Source organism: Comamonas testosteroni ATCC 11996 (genome assembly GCF_000241525.1).
Lineage (GTDB): Bacteria > Pseudomonadota > Gammaproteobacteria > Burkholderiales > Burkholderiaceae_C > Comamonas > Comamonas testosteroni.
Genome location: NZ_AHIL01000010.1, coordinates 56397 through 67774 on the forward strand (window position 1 = coordinate 56397; position 11378 = coordinate 67774).

An 11378-nucleotide genomic window follows, 5' to 3' on the forward strand; every position below is an offset into this window, starting at 1 on the left:
TTGATCTGTCTAAAATGATAGCTTATGGCTCCTGTTAATATTAAATTTCAGATATAAAAGGCATTGAAATTTAAGCACAGTAAGCGCAATAAGCTTTGTTATTGATAGCGTGAGCGCTGGCCTGTGCGCAGCCATATAGCCTCTATAAGCGCAGCCGTGTTCCGCACGCAAGAGCGGGCGCGTAAGCTCTGGTCCATGAAAATCTATCGTAGTGCCCTGCTGCGCTTCGCCGATGACGGCCAAGCGGTTTATGACTCCGACGCCTTGCTGGCGATTGCTCCCGATGCCGCGGGCGTGCAGCGCGTGGTGGCTGCGGGCAGCTGGCAGGCGCTGGCCGACCAGTATCTTGAGCGCGAAGGCGTGCAAGTCATTCACCTGCCCGGCAAGCTGCTGGCACCGGGCTTTGTCGACCTGCACATCCACTACCCGCAGACCGATGTGATCGGCGCACCGGCCCCAGGCCTGCTGCCCTGGCTGGAGAACTACACCTTCCCGCATGAGTCACGCTTCCACGACAGCGAATATGCCGATGGCGTGGCCGATTTCTTCATGAACGAGCTGCTGCGCAACGGCGTGACCACGGCGCTGGCCTTTGCAACCTCGCATCCGACATCGGTGGATGCCATCATGACGGCAGCGCAAAAGCGCAGCATGCGCATGATTGCCGGCAAGGTGCTGCAGGACCGCAACAGCCCCGATGGCGTGCGCGACGACACCGAGCAAAGCCTGATCGATACCGAGACGCTGATCCAGCGCTGGCATGGCGTGGACCGCCTGGGTTATGCGATCACGCCGCGCTTTGCACCCACCAGCACCGAAGCGCAGCTGCGCGGTGCGGGCGAGCTGGCGGCCAGGTACGGCGATGTCTGGATTCAGTCCCATGTGGCAGAGAACCTGGACGAGATTGCCTGGGTCAAGGAACTGTTCCCCGAGTCACGCAGCTATCTGGCCGTCTATGACGACTTCGGCCTGATGCGCGAGCGCGCCGTCTATGCGCACAGCATCTGGCTCGATGAAACCGACCGCCAGCTCATGCACGACACGCGCTCGGCAGCGGCCATCAGCCCGACCAGCAACCAGTTTCTGGCCAGCGGCTATTTCGACTACCTCAAGGCCGATGAGGCCGGCATGCTTTACGGCCTGGCCAGCGACGTGGGCGGCGGCATGAGCTTCTCGCCGTTTCGCACCATGCAGGCCGCCTATGTGGTGGGGCGCGAAGGCCATGCCAAGCAGGGCCAGAGCCTGTCGCCGCAGAACCTGTGGTGGCAGCACACGGCAGGCGCTGCGCGTGCGCTCGGTCTGCAGGGCGTGATCGGCAATCTGCAGCCGGGCTGCGAGGCCGACCTGGTCGTCATCAACCCCGGCTGCACGCCGCTGCTGGCGCGCAAGACGGCCCAGGCACGCAATCTGGACGAGCTGCTGTTTGCCATGATCATCCTCGGAGATGACCGCCTGATTGAGCAAACCATTGTTTCTCAAGCAAAATAGCGGTCTTGCGCTTGATTTGTGAGCGCACAACGCTATGAAAAATCAAGCGATACAGGACTTCTAATGAGCATCAAGAGCGACAAATGGATCCGTCAGATGGCGGAGCAGCACGGCATGATCGAGCCTTTCGAGCCTGGCCAGGTGCGCCAGGTCGACGGCAAGAAGATCATCAGCTACGGCACTTCGAGCTATGGCTACGACATCCGCTGCGCCCGCGAATTCAAGGTCTTCACGAATATCCACAGCACGGTGGTGGACCCCAAGAATTTTGACGAGAAGAGCTTTGTCGACTTTGAGGGCGACTACTGCATCATCCCGCCCAACAGCTTTGCGCTGGCCCGCACGGTCGAGTACTTCCGCATTCCCCGCGACGTGCTGACCGTCTGCCTGGGCAAGAGCACTTATGCGCGCTGCGGCATCATCGTCAACGTGACGCCCTTCGAGCCCGAGTGGGAAGGCTATGTGACGCTGGAGTTCTCCAACACCACGCCGCTGCCGGCCAAGATCTATGCAGGCGAAGGCTGCGCCCAGGTGCTGTTTTTCCAGGGCGACGAGCAATGCGAAGTCAGCTACAAGGACCGCAACGGCAAGTACCAGGGCCAGCATGGCGTGACCCTGCCCAAGGCCTGAGGCCTGTTGCTTCGCCAAGAAAGCCCGCTGCGGATACGGCGGGCTTTTTGCTTTCCTGGGCTGCCGGACCAGATCAGGCGGCTGCCGCTTCGAGCGCCGGCCAGTCCAGATTGCAGTGCGCGCCCACGCTGGCATGGCGCTGCAGCGCCGCGTCCACCATCAGTCTGCACAGGGCCAGCTGGTTGCGTAGTGCTGGGTCGGCACCGCGCCATTGGGCGCGCCACAGCACCAGTTGCTTGGCCGCCGCAATCAGGCTGTGGTTGCTGCGCACAATGCCCACGTTGTGCAGCATGAGCTGCTGCAGCGACTGCCGCATCTCCTGCTGGCTTTCAGCGCTCAGGTTCTTGCCGGGCTTGCGCGGCCTGCCATGAATGGCAGCAGGTTTGTGCAGGGGCTGCTCGGCCATGCGCAGCGCGGCAGACCTGCCCATGACCACGCACTCCAGCAGCGAGTTGCTGGCCAGGCGGTTGGCTCCATGCAGGCCGGTGCGGGCCACCTCGCCAATCGCCCATAGCCCGGCCACGGCAGTGCGACCGTCCACATGGGCCTGCACGCCGCCGCAGGCATAGTGGGCGCAGGGGGCGACAGGGATGGCCTGGGTGGCGATGTCTATGCCGTGCGCCGCGCACAGCGCCATGACGCCGGGGAAATGCTGCTCCAGCCAGTCGCGGCTGCGGTGTGTGATGTCCAGCAGCACATGGGGCAACTGGTGGGCGCGCATTTCGCGGTCGATGGCGCGGGCCACGATATCGCGCGGTGCCAGCTCTGCGCGCGGGTCATGGCGCAGCATGAAGCGCTCGCCGGGCCGGCCTTGCTGGTCCGGCAGGCACAGCAGGGCTCCTTCGCCGCGCAGCGCTTCCGAGACCAGGCCCACGGACCGGCCGCCCACCTGCAAGGCTGTGGGATGAAACTGCATGAACTCCAGGTCGCGCACGACACAGCCCGCACGCCAGGCCATGGCAATGCCGTCGCCGGTTGCCGTGGCCGGATTGGTGGTGCTGGGGTAGATCTGGCCCATGCCGCCCGTGGCCAGCACCGTATGGCTGGCCAGCATGGGCTGCTGCTGGCCATCGGCATTGCGCACGCTGGCGCCCACGCAGCGCTGCTGAGCGTCCTGCAGCAGTTCCATGGCAGTGCAATGCTGCAGCAAGGTGATGTGCTTCAGATCTTGGCAGGCCTGCAGCAAGGTCTGGTGCACGGCCTGCCCGGTGCGGTCGGCCGCATGCACAATGCGCCGCGCGCTGTGGCCGCCTTCGCGTGTCAGGTGCAGGCGGGCGTCGGCATCGGTGCTGAAGGGCACGCCCAGGGCTTGCAGCCAGGCGATCGCCTGAGGGCCTTGCTCCAGGATGCGGCGCACGGCGCCTTCGTCGCAGAGGCCGGCACCGGCGATCAGCGTGTCCTGAACATGCGCTTCCAGGCTGTCGGCGGGATCCAGCACGGCGGCAACGCCGCCTTGGGCCCAGGCGCTGGCGCATTCGCTGGCACTGCTTTTGCTGAGCACGGTAATGCGCAGTGTGCTGGGCAGGCTGAGTGCCAGCGTCAGGCCGGCCAGTCCGCAGCCGATGATGAGCACATCGCTGCAAGTCTGAGATTGGGGCATGGTGCTTGTCCTCGCTCAGGCCGGACCGAAGTTCTGGAACAGGGCCGCGTCGCGTTCCAGCTCGCCGCTGGCGCGTACCGGCTGGCGCTGGGCAGCGGCAAAATCCAGCATGCGCTGTATGGGCCTGCGGGCGGCCAGGCCCAGCGCCGGATCAAGCTCGATGGCACCGCTGCCTTGCAGCAGGGTCCGCTCCACGCCCGGCAGGCTGTTCATGGCCATCCAGGGGCAGAAGGCACAGCTTTTGCAACTGCCGCCCGTGCCCGCCGTCGGGGCAGCCAGAAAGTGCTTGCCCGGATAGCGCTGGCGCATGTCGTGAAGAATGCCCTGGTCGGTGGCGACGATGAAGGTGTCGGTGGGCAGCTTGCCCACGGCGGCAATCAGCTGGGTGGTGGAGCCCACCACATCGGCCAGTGCCGTGACTGCGGCCGGCGATTCGGGATGAACCAGAATCGCGGCCTCGGGGTGGGCGCTGGCCAGGGCTTGCAGCTCGTCGGCCTTGAATTCGTCGTGGACCACGCAACTGCCCTGCCACAGCAGCATGTCGGCACCGGTCTGCTGCTGGATATGGCTGCCCAGATGGCGGTCGGGTGCCCACAGGATTTTCTCGCCGCGTGCGTGCAGGGCGGCCACGATGTCCTGCCCTACCGAAGAGGTGACCACCCAGTCGGCCCGGGCTTTCACGGCAGCGCTGGTATTGGCATAGACGACCACGGTGCGATCGGGATGGGCATCGCAGAACTGGCTGAATTCATCGGCCGGGCAGCCCAGGTCCAGCGAGCAGGTGGCATCGCCGTCGGGCATGAGCACGGTTTTCTCGGGGCTCAGGATCTTGGCGGTCTCGCCCATGAAGCGCACGCCGGCCACGATCAGGGTCCTGGCGGGATGGTTGGCGCCAAAGCGTGCCATCTCCAGCGAGTCGCCCACGCAGCCGCCGGTATCGCGTGCGAAGTCCTGCAGCGCACCGTCCACATAGTAGTGGGCAACCATGACGGCATTGCGCTCCTTGAGCAAGGCCTTGATGCGCTGCGCCGTCTCGCGCTGCTGCTGGCGGTCCTGCTGCGGCAGCACCCTGGCCCAGGCCTGGCCTGTGCTGCACTGGGGGTTGCTGCCAAGGGCGGGCTGGTCGAATTCCACGGTTTTGATCGTCATCGTCTCCATCCTGAGTTGTGCTGTTAAATGTTTATACTCAATCTGAGTATTATTAAAACCGCTTTTTTTGAATTTGTCACCAGGGAGACAAATTAGCCTGGATGGCGTCGCTTTTCAGTGCAGTCAGTGCTAGGGAAAGCAATCCCGAAAATGGATGGATTGCTTATTCATCAATGACTTGATGCTTCTGAAAAATGAGCGAATGGGGGTGTTCAGGCGGGCTGTCTGAGCAGATGCTGGCGCAGGGCCAGGCGGGTGGCGGCCAGATCCCAGCCGCCCCAGCCGCAGGATTTGAAGAGCACAGGCTTCGTGGGGCGCGACCAGTCCTGTTGCACCACGGTGGCCAGCGTGGGCAGGGTGTTGACCTCGATGCCGGCCTGCAGCAGGTCGCCGGCCTCGTGCGCGGCATCGGCGGTGTCGACGATGATCTGGCCCTGGTGCACAAAGCGCCGGCACAACTCGGGAGCCAGCTCCACCATTTGCGGCGTGAAGGCGCCGACCGCGCAGACAAAGGCATCGGGTCTTGCCGCCTCATGCAGCACCACGGCCTGTGCGGGCGTGCAGGTCACGATCAGCGGACAGTGCCGGGCGGCTTCCTCCAGGTCGTCGGCGATGCGCGCATGCAGACCCAGGTCGCGGGCCTGGTCTGCAAGCCGCTGCGCGCTGCTGGCGCTGCGCGAGTGAATCCAGACCTCCTGCGTGCCAAGGCCATGGGCAAAAGCCTGCAGATGGGCGCTGCCCTGCACGCCGGCGCCGACGATGAGCAGCGGGCCTTGGGGCTTGGGGGCCAGGCGACGCGCTGCCAGCAGCGATACGGCTGCGGTGCGTCTGGCCGTGACGGTGGGGCCGTCCAGAATCAGCTGACGCACTCCTGTTGATGCATCAAAAACCACGATATCGCCCTGAATGGTTGGTCTGCCCACCTGGGCGTTGCCTGGCGTGAAGCTGATGAGCTTGGTCATGACTACCTGGCCATCGGTGGCCGGCATGCAGAACAGGCAATTGCCCGCAGCCGTCGGCATGACGATGCGTGGTGGAACCGAGACACTGCAACTGTTTTGCAGCTGGTGCAAAAGTGCTTCGATCTCATCGGCCAGGTCGGTCCATGGCAGCAGTGCGGCAGTGGCGCGGGCGTCCAGAGACGCTGTCGAGGGCTGGGTCTGGGCATTCATGGGCAGTCGTATAGGAGCAGCGGACAAGCCTGTGAGCTTACAGAATTGCAAGCCCGGCCCGATGTTGACCGACAGAATGTCGCAGCACGAACGCTTCTGGCGAAGGCTGCCAGCGCGCACAATAGCCACTGTCTTATTCATCGATTCTGTCGCACACATGTTTGGCTTTTCTCCCCGCTCCGGGCAACGCAAGGACCCTACCTGGACACAAGCGCCTTCCAGCCGTGGTCATGTCGAGCCTGTCTGGCGGGATGGCGGCTCGGCTGCGAGTTATGAGCCGACCCAGCAGCAGGCGACAGCACCGCGCAAATCCTCTTCGGCCAAGCTCTGGGCATCGGCCGTCCTGGCGGTGGTGGGCCTGCTGGCAGTGGCCTTTCTGTTTCTGAGCATGGTCGATGTGGTGGAGGAACAGGTAGCCCGCAACCAGCCTCAGTCCGCGCCTGGCGCGCCGGGCGTGAGCCAGATCTCCGCGCCTGCCGGCCGCTGAACACCAGTCCAAACGTCAACAATGCTGCGCTGCAGCTTGACTGGGCCGGCAAAAGCACAGCTTGATACCTCCAGTCGAGGCCGCAACCCTTAATATCGCCACCCGGCGCAGGCCGTGTGCAACACAGCAAAGGAGTAAGCACCATGAGATGGGAAGGTAACCGCGAGTCGGACAACGTCGAGGATCGCCGTGGAGACGGTGGTAGTGGTGGCGGTGGTTTCCCCATTGGTGGTCGCAGCATCGGCATCGGCACCGTGGTGCTGGCGCTGATTGGGTGGGGCGTGTTCGGCATCAACCCGCTGACCACGATTGGCGTGCTCTCCGGTGGTGGCTCGCCGCAGGTGCAGCAGGCTCCGGCGCATCGCCCGGCCGGCGATGACCAGGGGGCCAAGTTTGTCTCCACGGTGCTGGCTTCTACCGAGGATGTCTGGACCCAGATCTTCCGTGAAGGCGGTGCTCAGTATCAGAACCCCAAGCTGGTGCTGTTCACAGGCGTGACGCGCACGGCCTGCGGCACGGGGCAGTCGGCCATGGGGCCGTTTTACTGCCCGGGCGACCGCAAGGTCTATCTGGACATGGACTTCTTCAACACCATGAGTCGCCAGCTTGGCGCTCCCGGTGAGTTCGCGCGCGCCTATGTGGTGGCCCACGAGGTCGGCCATCATGTGCAGAACCTGCTGGGTATCTCGGGCAAGGTGGACAGCATGCGGGGCCGTGTCAGCGAGCGCGAGCAAAATGCCATGTCCGTGCGCTTGGAGCTGCAGGCCGACTGCCTGGCCGGCATCTGGGCCAACAAGTCGCAGCAGGCCAAGAGCTGGCTGGAGCAGGGCGATATCGAGTCGGCGATGAATGCCGCACAGCAGATCGGCGACGACAAGCTGCAGCGTGAAGCCACGGGCACGGTGCGTCCCGACAGCTTTACCCACGGCTCCAGCGCCCAGCGTGTGCGCTGGTTCACCCAGGGCTACAAGAGCGGCAGCGTCAAGGCCTGCGACACCTTCGCAGCTCAGTCGCTTTGAGCCGCAGGCTGGTCTGAACCAGGCGTGTGCACTGTCACACGCCTTTGTTTTTGGAGCGGCAGAATTCAAAACTCGGGTTATCCCGATAGATTGCACGGGATATTGGCAAGGCTTTTTTTGCCCTCAAACAGAGGGAGCGAAGGCTTTGCGCCTGCAGAAAATCACAAAGCCAACGCGAAAAACCCACTCGGTGCGACAATAACGCCCTCAATGACAAGCTCTTTCTCCAATCTTCACTTGGCTGAGCCCCTGGCACGCGCAGTGGCCGACATGGGCTATGAGTCCATGACTCCGATTCAGGCGCAGGCCATTCCGGTGGTATTGACCGGCAAGGACGTCATGGGCGCAGCCCAGACTGGCACTGGCAAGACGGCGGCTTTTTCCCTGCCTCTGCTGCAGCGTCTGATGCGCCATGAAAACGCCTCCGCGTCGCCTGCCCGCCACCCTGTGCGTGCCCTGGTGCTGCTGCCCACGCGTGAGCTGGCCGACCAGGTGGCGCAACAGATTGCCCTGTACGCCAAGCACACCAAGCTGCGCAGCACCGTGGTGTTTGGCGGCATGGATATGAAGCCCCAGACCATCGAGCTGAAAAAAGGCGTCGAGGTGCTGGTGGCTACACCCGGCCGTCTGCTGGACCATATCGAAGCCAAGAATGTGGTGCTCAATCAGGTGGAGTATGTGGTGCTGGACGAGGCCGACCGCATGCTGGATATCGGCTTTCTGCCCGATCTGCAGCGCATCCTCTCCTATCTGCCCAAGAGCCGCACCACGCTGCTGTTCTCGGCCACGTTCTCACCCGAGATCAAGCGTCTGGCCGGCAGCTATCTGCAGGATCCGGTGACCATCGAGGTGGCTCGCCCCAATGAGACCGCATCCACGGTGGAGCAGCGCTTCTACAAGGTCACGGATGACGACAAGCGCTATGCGATTCGTTCCGTGCTCAAGGAGCGCGACATTCGCCAGGCCTTCATCTTCTCCAACAGCAAGCTGGGCTGCGCGCGCCTGACGCGTGCCCTGGAGCGTGACGGTCTGCGCGCCGCCGCACTGCATGGCGACAAGAGCCAGGACGAGCGCCTGAAGGCGCTGGAAGCCTTCAAGGCCGGTGAGGTGGATCTGCTGGTCTGTACCGATGTGGCTGCGCGCGGTCTGGACATCAAGGATGTGCCCGCCGTGTTCAACTACGACGTGCCTTTCAACGCCGAAGACTATGTGCACCGCATCGGCCGTACCGGCCGAGCTGGCGCATCGGGCCTGGCCGTGACCCTGGTGACCGATCATGACAGCCGCAATGTGGCCGACATCGAAAAGCTGATCAAGAAGAAGATCGACGTCGAACCTGCGCCCATGCTGGATTTGCGTCCCCCACGCCGCAGCCGCAGCGATGAGGAATACCGTCCACGTCGTGAACGCGAATTCGATGCAGCGCCCCGTGGCGGCTATGCGCATCGTCCTTCGCGCATGGCTCAGCGCCCTGCCAACGTGGATCCCTTCTTTGACAAGCCCTACGAGGCCAGCAGCGTGGCCGAGACCGCATCCTGGGACAGCAAGCATGTCGCCCCGGTCAAGAGCGCGAGCATCAAGCCCAAGCGCAAGGTCGCTGCCTTGTTCAGAGCGCCTGTAGTGGCTTCCTGAGCACCGGGTCGTCGCGCCACAAGAAACGCCTGCGGATGCAGGCGTTTCTTTTTTGAAGCTTCAGCCCTTGGCGCCAGGCACCTGGGCCTGCGGGCACTGCAGCTGTATCAGCTCTCGCTCGTCCATGCGTTCTGCGATTCTCATCATGCTGAGGCAGCCGCCCCAGACGCAACCGGTGTCCATGGCCATCAGATCGGGCCGGTTGATATGGCCCAGCGTGGACCAGTGACCAAAAGCCATGGGCGTATCTGCAGTGAGCCGGCCCGGCACATCGAACCAGGGCATCTGCCCTTCGGGAGCGTGATCGGCGGATTCAGCGCTCTCAAAATCCATGACGCCGTCGGCACTGCAAAAACGCAGACGGGTAAAGGCGTTGACGATGCAGCGCAGTCTGTCATCGCCTTGCAGGTCGGCGGACCAGTGGTCGGGCTGGTTGCCGTACATATTCTGCAAAAAGCGCGCATAGTCGGCATGCTGGAGAACGGCCTGAACTTCGGCGCTCAAGGCCATGGCATCGTGCAAGCTCCATTGAGGAAGCACGCCTGCATGCACCATGAGAAGGTTCTCACCCAGCGCATTGGTGTGCAGCCGGGCCAGAGGTTGCTGGCGCAGCCAGTGCAGCAGGGCATCGCAATCGGGTGCGCTCAGAACCTGGGCCAGAGTGTCGCGCTTGCTTTGACGGCGAAGGCCTCGCGCTGCAGCCAGCAGGTGCAGGTCGTGATTGCCGAGCAGAGGGCGAATGGCATCACCGGCCAGCATGCAGCGGCGCAATACCTCGGCGGATTTGGGGCCGCGATTGACAAGGTCGCCGAGCACGTAAAGTGTGTCCCGACTTGCGGAAAAATCCACGGTTTGCAATAAGCGCTCGAAGGCGTCATCGCAGCCCTGGATGTCTCCGATACAGTAAAGTGCCATGGTCTTCTTTCTGATGGACGAGTCAGGGATTTTCTGCTGTTTGCATTGCTGACACTGCTCAACGGGGTGTTTGCAATGTCGAAATTGCCATTGGCCTTGCGGTTGCAGGGCAAGATTGCCGGCTTTGGCAGAGCTCGTGAGCAAGGACGCCCAAGCGGTGCTGGAGTTGCTTGCGATCCCATGCAGTTTCTGTCTTCCGTGCAGCTTGGATTACCTCCAGCGGGTGCTCGGCTGTATTTTTTGGGAGGGGGCGAACAGAGATGGATTGTCCATTTGCTCGATATCTCCGGGAATATCGGAAAAGATAGCAACCATTTCGACAAAGACTATCGTCGTAACTGCTATTACATTTATAACGATTATCTTTGGAGATCTGGCTCAAAAGCGTATCGGGCAGCCCTATCCAGAGCTGGTTTCTGCATGGCAAGGCGCTCCATGGTCTGGGTTGCGTCTACTGCAAAGTCCTTTGTGCGTTTGTTGTCATTTTCAACGCATGTCATATTGACTTTGCTGCGGATTAGTGATTTTTCCCGTGCTGCAATGACCGAGGAAGTAGCCGCAGCTGGTTTGGAGCAGGGGCGTCAGCCAGGCTTGATAGAGGTGCCTGAGCATCAGGAAGCATAAAAGTATTTCATTTAGACGATATTTATTTGACGTATTTGATGCTTTTTGTGCCGATATGTATTGCCAGGATGGCGAAATGTCGATGCCTCGGGTTCTGCAGGCCTGCGCCTGGCTGTTGCCCGGATGCAGGGATGGGAAGACATTCCAGGCTTTCGCATGCTGCGGCTCGCTGGACGAGATGCAGGGCATCATTGGCGCGCCCAAGAGGCCGGTTGTCGGTGAGAAAGCACAAGACCTGCTGGGAGAGCAGGCGCTGGCTTTTCAGTTTTTTCCCCAGACCTTGTGCGAGATGAGGTGGCTGGAGCAACTTCCTGCCAAAGCAGGGGTATTGTGTTTGTCGTCGAGGAATATGGGGCGCAGCAGAGCATCACGACGCCGCGTGATTGGCTCTCAGTCAGTGCCAGAGAGCTTTGCTTCTTGGGCGAGTCTGAGGCTTGGTCAACTCGCAAGGAAGACCGGCTCTGACTGCTCAAAGGTCTGGTGCCTATTTCTGAATTGAAGGCTGGGTGGACTATTTGAGTATTGCCGGGCGAAGGCAAGGGAGCGCCATAACACTCTGGCCGCTTTATTCCTCGTCAAAGCAGCCATTTGCCCGTTCTGGGCGAGAAGGTCTTGTGCGGCGCCGGGATATTGAGACGATTGATTTGGATGAAGGCGTACCT

The 11378-nt window shown here is 62.2% G+C and carries 11 protein-coding genes; 6 read left to right on the plus strand and 5 right to left on the minus strand.

Annotation, left to right across the window (positions count from 1 at the left end; all coding sequences use genetic code 11):
• Positions 1-195 precede the first annotated feature (195 nt).
• Together guaD and dcd are read left to right on the plus strand one after the other, a co-directional pair.
• Positions 196-1488 carry a guanine deaminase gene (gene guaD, locus CTATCC11996_RS03970; RefSeq protein ID WP_003073360.1) on the plus strand — a complete coding sequence of 431 codons (1293 nt, stop codon included), beginning with the start codon at positions 196-198 and terminating at the stop codon, positions 1486-1488.
• A gap of 63 nt (positions 1489-1551) precedes the next feature.
• A complete protein-coding gene (gene dcd, locus CTATCC11996_RS03975) occupies positions 1552-2118 on the plus strand; it encodes a dCTP deaminase (RefSeq protein ID WP_003052512.1) in 567 nt (188 codons plus the stop codon).
• A 73-nt stretch (positions 2119-2191) separates the two neighbouring features.
• Here dcd and nadB read toward each other — a convergent pair whose 3' ends face one another.
• From nadB to CTATCC11996_RS03990, 3 genes are all read right to left on the minus strand, one after another.
• Entirely contained in the window at positions 2192-3718 is a 1527-nt protein-coding gene (nadB, locus tag CTATCC11996_RS03980) for an L-aspartate oxidase (RefSeq protein ID WP_003073363.1), read from the minus strand.
• Between the two features lie 15 nt (positions 3719-3733).
• Positions 3734-4867, minus strand: a complete 1134-nt coding sequence (gene nadA, locus CTATCC11996_RS03985) for a quinolinate synthase NadA (protein WP_003073365.1) — start codon at positions 4865-4867, stop codon at positions 3734-3736.
• A 212-nt stretch (positions 4868-5079) separates the two neighbouring features.
• Positions 5080-6039 (minus strand): delta(1)-pyrroline-2-carboxylate reductase family protein, encoded by a 960-nt coding sequence (locus CTATCC11996_RS03990; RefSeq protein WP_003073368.1) that lies wholly within the window; start codon positions 6037-6039, stop codon positions 5080-5082.
• A gap of 157 nt (positions 6040-6196) precedes the next feature.
• Between CTATCC11996_RS03990 and CTATCC11996_RS03995 the strand changes: the two genes are divergently transcribed.
• The 3 genes from CTATCC11996_RS03995 (at position 6197) to CTATCC11996_RS04005 (ending at position 9177) form a co-directional block, all read left to right on the plus strand.
• On the plus strand, positions 6197-6526 hold the full coding sequence (locus CTATCC11996_RS03995; protein WP_003073370.1) for a hypothetical protein: 330 nt from the start codon (positions 6197-6199) through the stop codon (positions 6524-6526).
• A gap of 143 nt (positions 6527-6669) precedes the next feature.
• Positions 6670-7545 carry a KPN_02809 family neutral zinc metallopeptidase gene (gene ypfJ / locus CTATCC11996_RS04000; protein WP_003073372.1) on the plus strand — a complete coding sequence of 292 codons (876 nt, stop codon included), beginning with the start codon at positions 6670-6672 and terminating at the stop codon, positions 7543-7545.
• A 210-nt stretch (positions 7546-7755) separates the two neighbouring features.
• Entirely contained in the window at positions 7756-9177 is a 1422-nt protein-coding gene (locus CTATCC11996_RS04005) for a DEAD/DEAH box helicase (protein WP_003073374.1), read from the plus strand.
• Positions 9178-9237: 60 nt separating this feature from the next.
• Here the strand turns inward: CTATCC11996_RS04005 and CTATCC11996_RS04010 are convergent, their stop codons facing one another.
• Positions 9238-10092, minus strand: coding sequence for a symmetrical bis(5'-nucleosyl)-tetraphosphatase (locus CTATCC11996_RS04010; protein WP_003073376.1), 855 nt, complete (start codon positions 10090-10092; stop codon positions 9238-9240).
• Positions 10093-10137: 45 nt separating this feature from the next.
• On the opposite strand from CTATCC11996_RS04010, the gene CTATCC11996_RS26075 reads away from it, so the two are divergent.
• Positions 10138-10716, plus strand: coding sequence for a hypothetical protein (locus CTATCC11996_RS26075; RefSeq protein WP_236597911.1), 579 nt, complete (start codon positions 10138-10140; stop codon positions 10714-10716).
• Positions 10717-11154: 438 nt separating this feature from the next.
• Here the strand turns inward: CTATCC11996_RS26075 and CTATCC11996_RS26080 are convergent.
• On the minus strand, positions 11155-11378 hold a 224-nt coding region (locus tag CTATCC11996_RS26080; protein ID WP_238532393.1), incomplete at its 5' end, for a hypothetical protein.

Coding starts and splice junctions, on each gene's coding strand:
- CTATCC11996_RS03995 (WP_003073370.1), top strand. CDS start 6,197: ATGTTTGGCTTTTCTCCCCGCTCCGGGCAACGCAAGGACCCTACCTGG.
- nadB (WP_003073363.1), bottom strand. CDS start 3,718: ATGCCCCAATCTCAGACTTGCAGCGATGTGCTCATCATCGGCTGCGGA.
- dcd (WP_003052512.1), top strand. CDS start 1,552: ATGAGCATCAAGAGCGACAAATGGATCCGTCAGATGGCGGAGCAGCAC.
- nadA (WP_003073365.1), bottom strand. CDS start 4,867: ATGACGATCAAAACCGTGGAATTCGACCAGCCCGCCCTTGGCAGCAAC.
- guaD (WP_003073360.1), top strand. CDS start 196: ATGAAAATCTATCGTAGTGCCCTGCTGCGCTTCGCCGATGACGGCCAA.
- CTATCC11996_RS03990 (WP_003073368.1), bottom strand. CDS start 6,039: ATGAATGCCCAGACCCAGCCCTCGACAGCGTCTCTGGACGCCCGCGCC.
- CTATCC11996_RS04010 (WP_003073376.1), bottom strand. CDS start 10,092: ATGGCACTTTACTGTATCGGAGACATCCAGGGCTGCGATGACGCCTTC.
- CTATCC11996_RS04005 (WP_003073374.1), top strand. CDS start 7,756: ATGACAAGCTCTTTCTCCAATCTTCACTTGGCTGAGCCCCTGGCACGC.
- ypfJ (WP_003073372.1), top strand. CDS start 6,670: ATGAGATGGGAAGGTAACCGCGAGTCGGACAACGTCGAGGATCGCCGT.